At 62.6% G+C, this 14,334-nt stretch carries 13 protein-coding genes; 6 read left to right on the top strand and 7 right to left on the bottom strand.

The window, feature by feature from the left end:
- Positions 1–355 precede the first annotated feature (355 nt).
- Positions 356–2,152 (bottom strand): adenylate/guanylate cyclase domain-containing protein, encoded by a 1,797-nt coding sequence (locus tag AB7M16_RS03160; protein WP_453943108.1) that lies wholly within the window; start codon positions 2,150–2,152, stop codon positions 356–358.
- Positions 2,153–2,703: 551 nt separating this feature from the next.
- Between AB7M16_RS03160 and AB7M16_RS03155 the strand changes: the two genes are divergently transcribed.
- Positions 2,704–3,156 (top strand): cupin domain-containing protein, encoded by a 453-nt coding sequence (locus AB7M16_RS03155; RefSeq protein WP_453943107.1) that lies wholly within the window; start codon positions 2,704–2,706, stop codon positions 3,154–3,156.
- Between the two features lie 232 nt (positions 3,157–3,388).
- Here AB7M16_RS03155 and AB7M16_RS03150 read toward each other — a convergent pair whose 3' ends face one another.
- Together AB7M16_RS03150 and AB7M16_RS03145 are read right to left on the bottom strand one after the other, a co-directional pair.
- A complete protein-coding gene (locus tag AB7M16_RS03150) occupies positions 3,389–3,958 on the bottom strand; it encodes a hypothetical protein (protein ID WP_453943106.1) in 570 nt (189 codons plus the stop codon).
- A gap of 276 nt (positions 3,959–4,234) precedes the next feature.
- The gene (locus AB7M16_RS03145) at positions 4,235–4,861 is read right to left on the bottom strand and encodes a LysR family transcriptional regulator (protein WP_453947121.1); all 627 of its coding nucleotides are present in this window, start codon (positions 4,859–4,861) and stop codon (positions 4,235–4,237) included.
- 130 nt (positions 4,862–4,991) lie between these two features.
- Between AB7M16_RS03145 and AB7M16_RS03140 the strand changes: the two genes are divergently transcribed.
- Complete coding sequence (locus tag AB7M16_RS03140) at positions 4,992–5,384, top strand: RidA family protein (protein WP_453943105.1); 393 nt, start codon at positions 4,992–4,994, stop codon at positions 5,382–5,384.
- 46 nt (positions 5,385–5,430) lie between these two features.
- Positions 5,431–6,120, top strand: a complete 690-nt coding sequence (locus AB7M16_RS03135) for an L-2-amino-thiazoline-4-carboxylic acid hydrolase (protein WP_453943104.1) — start codon at positions 5,431–5,433, stop codon at positions 6,118–6,120.
- Between the two features lie 305 nt (positions 6,121–6,425).
- On the opposite strand, the gene AB7M16_RS03130 is transcribed toward AB7M16_RS03135, so the two are convergent.
- The 4 genes from AB7M16_RS03130 to AB7M16_RS03115 form a co-directional block, all read right to left on the bottom strand.
- A complete protein-coding gene (locus AB7M16_RS03130) occupies positions 6,426–7,451 on the bottom strand; it encodes an ABC transporter permease (RefSeq protein WP_453943103.1) in 1,026 nt (341 codons plus the stop codon).
- Positions 7,452–7,462: 11 nt separating this feature from the next.
- Positions 7,463–8,965 (bottom strand): sugar ABC transporter ATP-binding protein, encoded by a 1,503-nt coding sequence (locus tag AB7M16_RS03125; RefSeq protein ID WP_453943102.1) that lies wholly within the window; start codon positions 8,963–8,965, stop codon positions 7,463–7,465.
- Positions 8,966–8,984: 19 nt separating this feature from the next.
- Complete coding sequence (locus AB7M16_RS03120; protein ID WP_172783556.1) at positions 8,985–10,007, bottom strand: sugar ABC transporter substrate-binding protein; 1,023 nt, start codon at positions 10,005–10,007, stop codon at positions 8,985–8,987.
- A 143-nt stretch (positions 10,008–10,150) separates the two neighbouring features.
- Positions 10,151–10,555 carry a globin gene (locus AB7M16_RS03115; RefSeq protein WP_453943101.1) on the bottom strand — a complete coding sequence of 135 codons (405 nt, stop codon included), beginning with the start codon at positions 10,553–10,555 and terminating at the stop codon, positions 10,151–10,153.
- 483 nt (positions 10,556–11,038) lie between these two features.
- On the opposite strand from AB7M16_RS03115, the gene AB7M16_RS03110 reads away from it, so the two are divergent.
- The 3 genes from AB7M16_RS03110 to AB7M16_RS03100 all read left to right on the top strand — a co-directional run bounded on the left by AB7M16_RS03110 (position 11,039) and on the right by AB7M16_RS03100 (position 14,307).
- Positions 11,039–11,413 carry a DUF2946 domain-containing protein gene (locus AB7M16_RS03110; RefSeq protein WP_260379329.1) on the top strand — a complete coding sequence of 125 codons (375 nt, stop codon included), beginning with the start codon at positions 11,039–11,041 and terminating at the stop codon, positions 11,411–11,413.
- A gap of 85 nt (positions 11,414–11,498) precedes the next feature.
- A complete protein-coding gene (locus AB7M16_RS03105; protein ID WP_453943100.1) occupies positions 11,499–13,709 on the top strand; it encodes a TonB-dependent receptor family protein in 2,211 nt (736 codons plus the stop codon).
- A gap of 67 nt (positions 13,710–13,776) precedes the next feature.
- Positions 13,777–14,307: a copper chaperone PCu(A)C gene (locus AB7M16_RS03100; protein ID WP_453943099.1), complete on the top strand. Its 531-nt coding sequence runs from the start codon at positions 13,777–13,779 to the stop codon at positions 14,305–14,307.
- Positions 14,308–14,334: the final 27 nt, after the last annotated feature.

The following is a 14,334-nucleotide window of genomic DNA, read 5'->3' as shown; positions in this document are numbered from 1 at the left end:
CGACGCTGCTTAGGCCTGCTGCTGTCAGCGGACAGCATCGAAATAGTCAAGGCGCGGTTGCGGAGTCGCCTTCCAGCCGACGCCGAAGGTCGGATGACGTACAGCACTCGCGCCAACACGATTAAGTGACGAGTCTCGGTTGGCCCCATGTCGCAATTGTTCGTCCCCTGCCGGGCGCCTGCCCCAGTTATGAATAGATTACTGTCGTGAAAGCGGTGGCCGCATGTTATCGACTTGGGTTCGGTTTGTGGCCGTTCGCGACGGTTTGCGCGGCATGGGGCACGTCCGGAGACAGGGCTGAACCGGAAGTCGTCGGCTCAGGTCCAGACTAGCGCTCGTGACCCCGAGGCGACATTCATCGTCCCTTGTTCTCACATTGCCTCCAGCCGGCCTTACGCAGACCGTCGACGAGATGCGCGTGGTCTTCTGGCCGAAACCACGGAGCTCTGTTGCGGACATACATGTCGAATGCTCCCGGTGCACGCGAGATGGCCTTTTCCAGTTCTTCCTTCGCTTCCGCTACGCGGCCAAGCTGGCCCAGCGCCGCCGCGGTCCAGCGGTAGATCATCGGAAAATCGGGATACGACCGGATCAGACGTTTTGCTGCCTCAATCGAAGCCTCGTATTCGCCGCAGAAATATAAACCGCATGCAATGTGCAACAAGCGGACTGCCAGATAGGGGTCGCGGGGATCGAGCCTGATACACGCGTTGAGAGCCATGACCCCCTCCTTGGGCCGGCCGGCAAAGATCAATGTCGCGCCTCGATGGCCATGCGCGATCGCGAGATTTGGACTCATGGAGAGAGCTCGCTCGATCTCCGCCAACGCATCTTCAGCCTCGCCGCGGGCTTGCAAGGCCCAGCCAAGGCACGAACGGGCCTCCGCATCGGCGCCATCCAGCGCGACCGCCCGGCGGGCCAAGGCCTCCGCCGAGCGTTGCGCGTCCCGCAGTTCCATCTTCTGGTAAAGCGCGGCCGCTTGCAGCTGGTAGAGACCGAGCGCGCTGTAGCTGCCGCCGAAGGTCGGGTCGAGATCGATCGCCTGTCTGAAGAAGTTCTCCGCGATCTCATCGTCGTCTGCGGTCGCTTTGCTCAGATGCCACAGGCCGCGCTGATAGGCTGCCCAGGCATCAAGGCTCCCCGGCGGCCTGCGCATGGCGCGTCGGAGTTCGGCGTCCGCAATGGCGGGGGCGATCGCAGTCGTCACCGCTTCGGTAAGCTCATCCTGCACGGCGAAAACATCAGCGAGGTCGCGGTCGTAGCGCTCGGCCCAGACATGATTGCTGGTCGCCGCCTCTATGAGCTGCGCGGTCACGCGGATCCGGCTGCCGGCCTTGCGCACACTACCTTCGAGCACGTAGCGGACGCCAAGCTCGCGCCCGACCTGTCTCACATCAACCGCTCGCCCTTTGTAAGTGAACGACGAGTTCCGAGCGATGACGAACAACGAGGGATAGCGCGATAGCGCCGTGATCACATCTTCGGCAATACCGTCGGAAACGAATTCCTGTTCGGGGTCGCCGCTCATATTGGTCAGCGGCAGCACGGCGACAGAGGGTTTGTCGGGCAACGCGAGCGCCGGAACCCCGCGTTTGAGCGTTGCGGTCCGCGGGCCTGGGTCGATGATGATGCGGTAAACGTGGACGGGCCGGGCGATGTTCTTGAGAGTTTTCTCGCCCGCTTCCTCGACGTCGAAAGACACCTTGTCGCGCGCGTGATTGAAGACCGTCTGAGAGATGCAGATGCCGCCGGGTTCGGCGATGCTCTCGAGCCGTGCCGCGATGTTGACGCCGTCCCCAAAGATGTCATGGGATTCGACGATGATGTCGCCGATATTGAGCCCCACACGGAAGAGAATGCGCCTGTCCTCTGCATCGTCGCTGGTAAGTTCGTTGATGCGGGACTGGAATTGCATGGCAGCCCGCACCGCTTCGACCGCACTTGGAAACTCCGCCAAAAACCCGTCGCCGGTGTTCTTCACGATGCGGCCGCCGTGCTCCGCAATTGCGGGCTCAACACCTCCGGCGAAGAGTGCTGTCAGCTTGGCGTGGGTCGCCTCTTCGTCATTATGCATGAGCCGAGAATAGCCAGCCACGTCGGCGGCCAAGATCGCCGATAATCTACGCTCGACTCGGACCCGCTCGTGCACCATGCCGCACCACGGCCCACCAACCCACCATATTCTACAATGGATCAGACCGCAGCGCCAAACTGAGCTCTAACATTCGTTGCCGCTAAATTGAAACCCGTCAGCCGGACTGACCGAGGTTTGTCTGGGACATGGAAAGAGCGCGAATGCGCGCCCGTATTGATGCTCGTTCGCGCTCAGACCGAGCTCAGCATGGAAACGAGCAATTTCTTCCCGGTTTACGGTTCTGAGTACGGAGCCTGCGATCGCCGCGACCTTTTGAGGTCCTGCATACTAAACTAATCATGATCCAACCAACCAAATTGCGCGAGGACGCGGCTTCAGCTTCTGGCCCGTTGCCGAGCAAAGTGGCGGGCCTTTGCCGCGTTGGCTATCGGCGGCAGACCGGTCGCAGGGCCGTGCCCGCCATGACCGCTGCTTGTGACCCAATTCGGACTTGGTTTGCGATGGACGATTCAAGCCCATGCAAAAATGAATTTTATGCGGTTCAGTCTGAGTATTTTTGCTGTATCCTATTGGGCCTTCCAGCTCCGCAATATTGGGAGGAGGTTAGGATGAACAAGTCCTTTGTCGCTGCCACTTTGATCGCGTTGGCAAGTTCTGCGATGGCTCAAGATGCGATGAAGGTGGTCAAGCCCGATGGGGTGACGTGGATAGAGCATCCGGTCTTCAGGGGCGTGCAAACCGCCATCTTGATCGGTGACCCAACAAAGGCCGAGACGATAGTCCAGCGGGTGAAATTCCCGCCGAATTATAAAGTTCCGCCGCATACTCATCCCTATGCCGAGGTCGTCACCGTGATGAGTGGCAGCTTTGGGAACGCCATGGGGGAAAGGTTTGATCCCTCGAAAGGCGAGATATTGAAGCCGGGCTCCGTCTTCGCGCTGCCGGCAAAGCACCCCCATTATGTATGGACGACAAACGAAGAAGCGATGGTCCAAATTGTATTCACCGGGCCGGGGGGCATCCAGTTCATCGATCCAGCCGACGATCCGCGCAAGAAGTAAAAACGAAGCGCCGAAGCATAAAAAGAGGCCACCTCAATCGGGCGGCCTCTTTCGTAATTCCGACACCGGCGCGATGTCGGCTGTTGGCCCATCGCTGCCGCATCCCCACGGCCGAGGATATGTCGGCTGTAAGGGGTAGATCGGACCTAACGTAAACCGGGCCAAAACCTCGCGATTGACCCTAAGCGGACTCTAGTCCTGGTGAGCGGCAGATGGAATGAAAGTCGGCGCCTTAGCGTGCCACGGGCGTCTCGCGGACAACCCTGCCATTGCGGTCGGCATAAATCAGTCTGTCGTCAGCGAGGCGAATGGAGGATATCCGCGCAAAGGCCGACCCAGGGTCGCGCGGCGCCACAAAATCATCAGCCAGACGAAACCTCCCCCCTTCCAGCTTTTCCAGAACGAAATAGCGTTCCTTGGCGACTTGCGGGATTTCCACAAAGCGGACGGCAAACTCTCGTCCAACGGCGACCACGTCGTCAGCGCTTCCCATGCCGTAGCCCGGAACCTTGATATTGCTGAGCTGACGCGCGACGTCGTGCCAGTCCGCGAAAAGCGGGCCAACCTTCGCATCTGTCATTAGCTTCTCGACGCGCGGAATTTCCGATGCTGCAAGGTTGGCGGGATCGTTCTTGTAGTCGTCATAATCGACATACTTCTTTGACAGCCGGATCTTCTCGCCGCGGTAATCCATCTCATCGCTGCCGAACGCCTCGACATAGGCCATACGCCCGAGCACCACGGCGCCCACCGACGCCAGAAAGATTCCTAAAGCGACGATCGACCTTCTGGATCGTGTCAACGTTCAATTCTCCAAGCTGCCCTTAAGGCGAGGACTCTATAACAACTAGCCTGCCATGCGGTCAGGCGCCATGATCGCCGTTGGCCCAACTCTGACGTCTGGTGACGCGCGGCTTCTGGGCGGCTATCAGGAGCACAGCGGACCTTATCCGCGTTCCAACTGCGGCGCGGGTTTATGACGACGCGCGCTAGACGGCCACCGCGATTTTTCTCTATACGGGTAAGGGTGCGTGGAGTTGAACGGAAGCCTGGGCTCGGCCCGCAACCTTTAGCCCGGTCAACTCCCGACGCCGCCGACCAGACGCGGGCGGCGATTTGCGAGCGGTTTCGCCGCGGGCAGAGCACGTAGCCACGCGCGAAAACTCACGATCTCTGGACAGTCCGCCGTGCCTTCCGGGGCAACCAGCCAATCACCCGGGCCCGATCCCTTATCGATCCGTTCGCAGCGATAGCCGGGATGGTGGCTCACGCCGCGGGCGATCAAGAGGTCGACCTTGCCCTCGACGAGCTCGTGCAGGCCGGCGGGCTGCAGCACGCGCAAACCGATCTCCGCATGTGCGCTGCGAAACTCCGCAAGTTCGAGGCGGCGCAGGTCGCAGCTGCCGTGGACCCCCACTTGCAGCAGCACGGTGCCTGACGGCTTCAATTGCGTGGTCGCCTCGGCAATGTGGCGGAAGCCTTCGGAGATCCCGGGCAGATAGGACTGGCCGGCCTCGGTGAGGATGAGCTGCTTGTGCAGCCGCTCGAACAGCTGCACGCCCAGGCGCGCCTCCAGCGCTTTCACCTGTTGCCCGACGGCCGCGGGCGTGACGTGCAGTTCGTGCGCGGCCAGCTTGAAGCTGAGATGGCGCGCGGCGGCCTCGAAGGCGCGGAGCGCGTTGAGTGGGGGCAGGGCGTATGTCATCGCAACTGCACTTTGACACCGATGGGCCGCGTCCCTGCAATAGATTTTCTTGCGCTGAACCGCAGCAATGATGCTTTGCGAAAGGATGATGCCGCCGGATACGCTTGACGCGCAAATCCGGAGAAAACCCATGCCCCAAACTCACTTCGTCAGCCACAATCCCGCAACGGTTCACCCGCCCGTCGGCGGCTACTGCATGGGGCTCGAGCTGAAGCAGCATCGCCGCCTGCTGTTCATCAGCGGCCAGGTGCCAGAAAGGTCCGACGGCACCGTGCCTGACGGCTTCGAGGCGCAATGCGAGCAGGCATGGCGCAACGTCAGGGAAGTGCTCGCCGCGGCAGGTCTTGGCGTCGAACACCTGGTCAAGGTCACTACGTTCCTGACCGACCGCAGTCAGGTCGTCCCCAACCGCGCCATTCGCCGCGCCATGCTTGGGGAGCACCAGCCGGCACTGACCGTCGTGGTCGTCGAGACCGTCGACAGCAAATGGCTGCTGGAGATCGAGGCGATCGCCGCGGAATGAGGCGGCGGCGTCGATGTTGCAATGAGCCAATCATATCAGGTGTCCAATGGCTGAGATCCATCCGTTCTACCAGACGCACCGCCGCGCGATGGAAGCCGCCATGCGCGAGCGACTAGACCTTGCCGAAGCGATGCTTCGCGAGCGCGCGCATCTCTCCGACATCGATGGAGTCAGGCAGGACGTGATGGACGAATTCGCGATCGTCCTCACCCAGATGCCCTATGTCGGTGGCGCGGCAAGCCGCATGAGCAATTTCTTCATGCGCCTGACCGGCTTCATGGCCATCAGTCGGGTGCTGCGGCGCCACGGCGTGCCGGTGCCCGTGATCGGCGAGATCGAGCGGGAAACCTACAAGGCGCAGCTGCTGACGATTCCCGAAGCCGAGCGTCTCGCCGCGGGGCATCAATTCATGTCACCGGAGAACCAGGCCTTGATGCGCGAACAGGCGGCAAGAAGCGTTACAAAAGCTCATCAAGCGGAGTTTCCGGAAGATTTCGTCTACGATTTCGTCGAGCCGGGCCCGCAAGACAGCTTTGAGTTCGGCATCGACTACAAGACCTGCGGCTTCTGCAAGCTCGCGGCGCGTCATGGCGACAAGGAGATCCTCCCGAACATCTGCGGCCTCGACTTCGACGCCTACGCCACGCGAGGCATCCGCCTGGAACGGACCCAGACGCTGGCGGGCGGCGCCAGCCACTGCAATTTCCGCTTCTCGCGATTAGACCGCACCCGCTGACCCGCGATAACGGTGATCCCGGACCGCCGTTCTGCCGCCACCTCGTCATTGCGAGCGCAGCGAAGCAATCCAGAATCCCTCCGCAGAAAGACTCTGGATTGCTTCGCTGCGCTCGCAATGACGGGGTAAGCCACGGGTCTTCGAGGCGGCTGCCGATGATGACATCATACCCCTGTTTTGCCCGACGGAGCAAATCCGGCTTCGTAAAATCCGCAAGTTCACGACACCCGCCGGCAAGTCATTGATTCCGCTGGCCTCGCCTACTGTGCATGGGGTTGTTTTCGCACTTTTTGTTTGCCGGCCGCCTACTCCGCCGCTTTCTCCCTCAAGCGCTGCGCATAGACGTTGATGACCAGCGCCGCCAACAGGATCAGGCCGCGGATCAGGATCTTCAGGAAGCTGTCGATGTTGACGTGGTCGAGACCGTTGTTGAGCACGCCGAGGACGAACAGCCCGACGATGGTGTTGCCGATGCCGCCGCGGCCGCCGAACAGGCTGGTGCCGCCGACCACGACGGCGGCGATGGAGTCGAGCAGGTAGGTGTCGAACTCGTTCTGCTGCGCGCTGCCGAAATGGGCAACGCCGAGCATGCCGCCGATGCCGGAGCACACCGCCGAGATCACCATGACCGCACCGAGGATCAGCTTGACGTTCAGTCCCGAATATTCGGCCGCCTCGCGATTGCCCCCGACCATGTAGACGTAGCGGCCGAAGCGCGTGTAGGTCAGGACCAGATGGCCGCCGAGCAGCATGATGGCGGCAACGATGACGATCCAGGGGATGCCGCCGATCGAGCCGGAGCCGAGCGTCGTGATCAGGCTCGGCACCTTGTAGGCGATCTGGCCGCGCACCAGGAGCGCCGAGATGCCGGCGGCGATCTGCATCATCGCAAGCGTCATGATGAAGGAGGGGATGCCGATCACGGTCAGCCCGAGCGCGTTGACGAGGCCGAGCAGGGCGCAGAGCAGGAGCGACAGGATGATTGCGACCGCGCCGGGCAGGGGAACGTTGGCGATGTTGACGTAGGATTCCTGCAGCGTGAAGTAGGCGACCGCAATGCCGGTGACGTTGGCGATGCTGGCGATCGACAGATCGATCTCGGCGCAGAGGATCACGAAGGTGAGCCCGACGGCGATGATGCCCGTCACCGACACCTGCGTCAGGATGTTGCCGAGATTGTCGATCGTCGCGAAGGAGGGGCTGGCGAAGGCGAAGAAGGCGGTGAGGAAGATCAGCGTCAGGAACGGGGCGATATTGCGCATCTGCGAGCGCAGGAAGGGCGCAAGGCCCCGCGCCCGTTGTCCTGTCGCCAAAGCCGTCTCGCTGCTCATGTGCTTCTCCGTCACGCCGCTTCCAGCAGGCGGTCCTTGCTGACCGGCTCGTTCTTGAATTCTCGTACCAATGCGCCGCGCTTGAGCACGAGGATGCGGTCGGCCAGCGACAGCACCGTTTCCGGCTCGGTCGACAGCACGATGATCGCGAGCCCCTTTGTTCTGAGGTCGCGGACGATGTTGATGACGTCGTTCTTGGCGCCGACATCCATGCCGCGGGTCGGCTCGCACAGCACCAGCAGCTTGGGCGGGTAGGTCAGCCATTTTGCGAGGGCAACCTTCTGCTGGTTGCCGCCCGAGAGCATGCCGAGGTCGAGGCCGACCACCGGCGGCCTGATCTGCAGCTGCTCGACCTGGCGCCTCGCGATGTCGCGCTCCTGCGCCGGCTTGAGCAGCAGCGAGGAGATGCGGTCGAGGATGCTGATCGAGATGTTCTTGTAGACCGGCTCCTGGTGAAACAGCATGTCGCGCCGGCTCTCCGGCACCAGCGCCACGCCGGCGCGGCGCGCCGCAGCCGTGCTGGCGAAAGTTTTCGGCACGCCTTCGACTGCAAGCGTGCCGCTGTCCGGCTTCAGCTTGCCGAACAGGATGCGCGACAGCTCCTGCTGGCCGCAGCCCATGAAGCCGTAGATGCCGAGCACCTCGCCGGCGCGGGCCTCGAACGATACGTCTTGAAGGCTGCGGGACAGCGACAGCTGGTCGGCCTTGAGAACGACCTTGCGGTCGCTCGGCTGCGGCAGCATCAGGTCGTCGGTGTAGCTATGCTCGAGCGCCTCGCCGCCGCGGCCGATCATCGCCTCGATCAGCGCGCCCTTGCTGGTCGCCGCGCTCGCCGTCTCCGCAACCTTCCGGCCGTTGCGGAACACGGTCACCGTGTCGGACACCAGCAGGATGTCCTCGATGAAATGCGAGATGAAGACGATGGCGGTGCCTTCCCCGCGCAGTCGCCGGAGCGTTGTGAACAGCCGCTCGACCTCGGGCGGGGAGAGGGCGGAGGTCGGCTCGTCCAGGATGACGATCCGTGCACCGGAGAACAGCACGCGCGCGATCTCGATCAGCTGCTGCAGCCCGATCGGGAGATCCCCGAGCCGAGCCATCGGGTCGACGTCGATGCCGAAGCGGGCGAGCTGCTCGCCCGCCTCGCGCGCCATCCGCCGCCATTGCACGAGGCCGAGGGCGTTGGTCGGCTGATTGCCGAGGAAGACGTTCTCCGCCACCGTCAAGTCGGGCGCGACGCTGAGCTCCTGGTGCACCATGGCGATGCCGGCGGCGTGCGCATCGCGCGCCGAGCGAAAATGCATCTCCCGGCCGTCGACCAGGAAGCGGCCTGAGAACTCGGTGTGCACGCCGGCGATGATCTTCATCAGCGTGCTTTTGCCGGCGCCGTTCTCGCCGACGAGACCATGGATCTCGCCGGGATAGAGCGCGAAGTCGACACCACGAAGCGCTTCGACGCCGCCGAAGCTCTTCGTGATGCCCTGCAGTTCCAGGATGGGCTGTTGTCCCACGATCATGAAAGTTCAGATCTGAGGCTCAGATCAGGAAGTGGTCCTGCATCCACTGCATCCCGGCGGCGTTGGCCTTGGTCACGACAGGGCCATCGGTTACGACGTTCTTGGGAATGCCCTGTCCGCTCTTCTCGCCGCCGACCACGGCCGAGACGCCCGCGATGATGGCGCCGCCATGGATGCGGCAGGAGGGATTGCGGACGGTCGCGAACATGCGGCCTTCGCTGACCGCCTGGATCGCCGGTGGCATGGCGTCGACGCCGCCGATCAGGATGTTGGTGCGATTGCGCGCCTTCATGATGTTGGCGGCGGCCAGCGCCATGTCGTCATTGTGGAAGAACGCCGCGTCGATCTGCGGGTATTTGGTCAGATAGGTCTCCCAGAGACGTGCGGTCTTCGACACGTCCCAATCGGCCGGTTGGGTGTCGAGCACCTCGATCCCCGGGAATTGCTTGACGACCGAGTTGAAGCCCTTCGCCCGTCCTTGCGCGCCGGTATGGCCGAGCGCGCCCTGCGTCATGATGATCTTGCCCTTGCCGCCCATGGCGTTGCACAGCGCCTGCGTCACCGATGCGCCCATGAACTCGTTGTCGGGGGCGAGGAAGGAGTGGACGTTGATCTGGTCGAGTGGCGCGATCAGCGTGTCCATGTCGATCACGGGCGTGCCGGCGTCGATCATCTTCTGCACCGGCTGGGTGAGGGTGCCGATGCCGAAGGCTTGGATCGCCACGAAGTCCCATTTCTGCGAGGCCATGTTGTCGATCGCCGCGCGCTGCTTCACTGCATCGAGCTGGCCGTCGAACCAGGTGACCTCGACATTGAACAGCTTGCCCCAGAATTCCGCGGCCTGCTTGCCTTGCGCGCACCAGGTCGCCTGAAGACCGGCATTGGAGAAGGCCGCCTTCAGCGGCTTTTCGCTGCGTCCGACCTCGGCGGCCAGTGCAGGGTTTATGCCCATGCTGCCGAACAGGGCAGCCCCGGCGCCGGCGGTCGCAGCCGCCTGAAGAAGATCGCGCCTCGTCGTCGAGAAATCTTTCGTCCCGGACATCGCTCGCTCCCATATATATTTGTCGTCGGCGCGTCATTGGTAGCGCTACCGATGTCCGAAAGTCTCTCACAAGAGTTGTTCGCACTCAATCCGCAATCAGCCGCAGCGTCGTCGCGGCCCGCATGTTGGTGCAGCGCAAAGCGTCAAGTGGGCGCGGCGGCGAATGCATCGATCTCGGCGAGCAATGTATCCCAGGCCTGCGCGATCGCCGGCGTCCATTCATCGCCGAGCAGATCGCGGAGCGCATCCCTGATGACGGCGAAGAACGCGACGAACAGCTCGCGCGGCGTGCCATAGGCATCGTGCGAGGCGAGCTCGCAGGCGATCAGCCGGAAATGTCCACGGCGCTCGCCGGCGAAATCGAGAATCGCCTCGATCGTCAGCGCCAGCATCGATCCCTTCACGAGGTCGCCGCCGTCCGAGCGGAACATCGCCTGCGTTTCCGGATGCTGATCGAACAGACGTTGGTAGACCAGGGACGTGAGATCGGCGCAGCGGGAGGCGGCGCGTTCGAAGCTGTCTTCGATGGGATGAGAGGCCGCGTTCATCGACAGTTCAGCCGCGCGGGCAAAAAAAGAGCGGGGCCCTGGCCCCGCTCAAAAATTGTGTCGACCCTATTATCCCCGATCTTAAGATTTGATCTTGATTGACGGGGCGACGCTGCGTTTTGCGCGCCAGGGGCTCCTCCCGAGACTTGGACCACCAGGCCTCGACCTCGCGGTCAGCGCCTGAGCAAGAGGATGCTAGATCAACTTTTCTCACTTGTCATCATTTTCAGCAACGAATGTTCAAAATAACAGCAGCTGACGAAATGATCGGGCTTTTAGCCGCCTAAGCGCATGACAAATATAAGAAATCTGTGGATGGGCGGGGGCGGGGCGGCTGCCTCAAATGCCGGACGCCAGCCGCAGGAGGGGGCTCCGGCCCCAGTTTTTAGCGAAATTTGCGGTGTGCCAAGTAGCCGGCGGAACCGACCTCGACTCGCGGGCCGGCGCGGTGTTTAGTTAGCGCACGAACGAATGGTTCGCCGGATGCGCGCACGCCTGCAAAAATTCCTGCCTCTGGTCCTGCTCGCCCTGGTGATGCAGGTGCTGGCGCCGATCGCCGCCTGTCTCGCGGCGGGCCAGGCCGTTGCCGATCCGCTCTCTGCCGCCATCATCTGCCACGGTGCAACTGAGCAGGGCGGCCCGGTAGACGAGACCGGGACGCCGGCCGCAAAAGCCGGCGCATGTGCGCTTTGCTGCCTCGCGCACGCTGGCGCCTCGCTCGACGAGCCGCCCCATGCGGCGTTCTCAACTCCCGTCCGCCCCATCGCCCGCATCGTCTGGCATGTGGCGAACGCGCCCGTCCTCGCCGCCGTCGACGGTTCGAGCGCCCGGGCACGCGCTCCCCCTCGCATTTCCTGATCCGCGAAACCTTCAGCTCCGAGCCGGCTTCGGCCGCACCGGGATCGCAATGCACCGGCTCTCTGCCGGCATCAGGAATGACCTCATGCCTCGTTCAGGCTATTTTCGACTGCTTTCCGCACTCGGAATTCTGCTTGCCTCAGCTTCTGCCCTCGTTGTGCCGTCCAATGCGATTGCGGAGGAAAACCGAGGCGAGCTTCCTCCCGTCACGGTCGACGCGCCGCGGGAGAAACGGGCCTCACCAGCCCGCGCACAGCGAGCTGCCGCGCGATCAACGCGGGCCCGCGCGCCTGCAACTGCGCCTGCACAACCGACGGCAGCTTCCGAAGGGGGCCCCGGCCCCGGTGCCCTGACGGTTCTCACCGCCCAGCAGGCGCTGAGCGAGATCAACCAGACGCCGGGCGGCGTAGCGCTGGTCACAGCGGAGGCCTACCGGAATTCGACTCCCGCCAGCACGATCAAGGATATCCTGGACTACGTGCCCGGCGTGTTTGCGCAGCCGAAATGGGGCGACGATACCCGGCTTTCGATTCGCGGATCCGGCCTGTCGCGCAATTTCCATCTGCGTGGCGTGCAGCTTTACATGGACGGCATCCCGATCAACACGGCCGACGGCTACGGCGATTTCCAGGAGATCGACCCGACCGCCTACAAATACGTCGAGGTGTACAAGGGCGGGAATGCGCTGCAGTTCGGAGCCAATTCGCTGGGAGGCGCCGTCAACTTCGTGACGGCATCGGGACGCGACCGATTTCCGAATGGCGTCTCGCTCGACGTGGGAGCCTTCGGCTTCAGGCGACTGCAGGCCAATGCAGGGGGCGCCAACGGGCCATGGGATGGTTTCGTCACCGCATCGACGCAGGTCACGGACGGCTTCCGCGATCACAGCTTCGGCTCGGGCAACCGCGTGAGCGGCAATGTCGGCTACCAGTTCTCGCCGGATTTCGAGACGCGATTCTATCTCAACGCCAACGAGGTGCGGCAACGCATTCCAGGAACCGTCACCAAGGTGTCTGCCTTGACCAATCCGGAGGCCGCGGCTCCGGCGAACGTTGCCATGGACCAGCAGCGCAACATCGACACGGTCAGGCTGGCAAACAAAACGACGATCCGATTCGACGACACCAGGTTCGAGTTCGGTGCCTTCGGCGTCGACCGGCACCTCATGCATCCGATCTTCCAGTGGCTCGATTATCGCTACAAGGATTACGGCGGCTTCGCGAAAGTTACGGACGACCGCATTATCGGCGGTTACCGCAACAGGCTTGTCGCGGGCGTCAACTTGTTGAATGGCAGCATCGACAACCAGCAATTTGCCAACATTGCCGGACAGAAGGGGGCATTGCTGTCGTCGTCGGTCGATCGCTCGGAGAACACCTCGGTTTACGTTGAGGACAGCTTCTACTTTCTGCCGAACGTCGCTGCGATTGCCGGCACGCAATTTCTGCATGCGACGCGCAGTCGGCGGGACCGGTTTTTTAGCGACGGCGACCAGTCGGGAGCAACCCGTTTTGATCTTTGGTCGCCGAAGTCGGGTCTGCTGTGGCAGATCGACCCGACGTGGCAGGCCTTCGCCAACGTTTCGCGGAGCGCCGAAGTGCCGAGCTTCGGCGAGAGCGCGCGCGGTCCTGGCATTCCGACGATTCCGTTCACCAGTATCCGTCCGCAGATTGCGACCACCTACGAGATCGGGACGCGCATGCGACGGCCCGACTATTCGTGGGAGTTGACCGCCTATCGCGCCAATATCCGCGATGAGCTGCTGTGCCTCTACAGCGCCTTCGGCAATTGCAACGTGACCAATGCCGACCGAACCGTCCATCAGGGCGTGGAGGCTGGGGCAGGGGCAGCAATCTTCCGCGACATCTTCGTGAAAGGAGGAGCGCCCGACAAAGTTTGGCTCAACCTTGCCTATACTTATAACGATTTTCGCTTCGATAGCGACCCGACGTTCGGCAATAACCAGCTGCCCGGTGCGCCGCGTCACTATTTGCGCGCCGAATTGCTCTACAAGCATCCGACCGGGTTCTATGCCGGTCCGAACGTCGAATGGGTGCCGCAAGCCTATTTTGTCGACAGTATGAACACGTTGACGACTGAGCCGTACGCACTGCTCGGATTGAAAGCGGGCTTCGACAATGGCGGGCCGTTCTCCGCCTATATCGAGGGTCGAAACCTCACCAACAAGACCTACATTGCAAGCGCCAGTATCATCGATCGCGCCACCGCGACGTCGGCGTTGTTCGAGCCAGGAGCCGGCCGGGCGGTCTACACTGGAATAAGGTATCGATGGTAAGCGAACTGAGGCTTCCGAGACCACCACGACCGACCGTGCTCGATCAGATCAAAACCGAGGGAACCGAATGAACAGGATCAAGCTTCCAATTCTCGCCGTCGCCATGCTGCTCGGCACCAGCGCGGCGTTCGCAGCCGAGGACGTCAAGGCCGGCGATCTCGTCATCTCGCAGGCCTGGAGCCGGGCAACGCCGGGCGGCGCCAAGGTCGCCGGCGGCTATCTGACCATCGAAAACAAGGGCAACGCGGCCGACAGGCTGGTCAGCGTGTCCGCCGACATCGCAGGCAAGGCCGAGATTCACGAGATGGCGATGGACAACGGCGTGATGAAGATGCGCGCGCTCGACAAGGGACTCGCGATCGATCCAGGCAAGACCGTGAAGCTCGCGCCCGGCGGCAATCATTTGATGCTTCAGGAGCTGAAGGGGCCGTTCAAGCAGGGCGACAAGGTGCCGGTGACGCTTCAGTTCGAGAAGGCCGGAAAGATCACTGTTGCCCTCGACGTCCAGGGCGTCGGCGCGCAGGCCCCGGGCGATGGCGGGCACTCGGGTCACATGGACATGAAGAAAATGCCGGATCATTCGGGAATGAAGAAGTGATGGGCATGATCTGCTCATAACTGGTGG

The sequence above is a fragment of the Bradyrhizobium sp. USDA 372 genome, from assembly GCF_053629095.1.
The sequence above is the reverse complement of the archived record's forward strand: the minus strand, read 5'-3'. Positions and strand labels throughout refer to the sequence as shown.

Excerpts from the sequence above, each read along its gene's own strand:
- AB7M16_RS03160 (WP_453943108.1), bottom strand. The coding sequence starts at position 2,152 with ATGGTGCACGAGCGGGTCCGAGTCGAGCGTAGATTATCGGCGATCTTG.
- AB7M16_RS03155 (WP_453943107.1), top strand. The coding sequence starts at position 2,704 with ATGAACAAGTCCTTTGTCGCTGCCACTTTGATCGCGTTGGCAAGTTCT.
- AB7M16_RS03145 (WP_453947121.1), bottom strand. The coding sequence starts at position 4,861 with ATGACATACGCCCTGCCCCCACTCAACGCGCTCCGCGCCTTCGAGGCC.
- AB7M16_RS03140 (WP_453943105.1), top strand. The coding sequence starts at position 4,992 with ATGCCCCAAACTCACTTCGTCAGCCACAATCCCGCAACGGTTCACCCG.
- AB7M16_RS03135 (WP_453943104.1), top strand. The coding sequence starts at position 5,431 with ATGGCTGAGATCCATCCGTTCTACCAGACGCACCGCCGCGCGATGGAA.
- AB7M16_RS03130 (WP_453943103.1), bottom strand. The coding sequence starts at position 7,451 with ATGAGCAGCGAGACGGCTTTGGCGACAGGACAACGGGCGCGGGGCCTT.
- AB7M16_RS03125 (WP_453943102.1), bottom strand. The coding sequence starts at position 8,965 with ATGATCGTGGGACAACAGCCCATCCTGGAACTGCAGGGCATCACGAAG.
- AB7M16_RS03120 (WP_172783556.1), bottom strand. The coding sequence starts at position 10,007 with ATGTCCGGGACGAAAGATTTCTCGACGACGAGGCGCGATCTTCTTCAG.
- AB7M16_RS03115 (WP_453943101.1), bottom strand. The coding sequence starts at position 10,555 with ATGAACGCGGCCTCTCATCCCATCGAAGACAGCTTCGAACGCGCCGCC.
- AB7M16_RS03110 (WP_260379329.1), top strand. The coding sequence starts at position 11,039 with ATGCGCGCACGCCTGCAAAAATTCCTGCCTCTGGTCCTGCTCGCCCTG.
- AB7M16_RS03105 (WP_453943100.1), top strand. The coding sequence starts at position 11,499 with ATGCCTCGTTCAGGCTATTTTCGACTGCTTTCCGCACTCGGAATTCTG.
- AB7M16_RS03100 (WP_453943099.1), top strand. The coding sequence starts at position 13,777 with ATGAACAGGATCAAGCTTCCAATTCTCGCCGTCGCCATGCTGCTCGGC.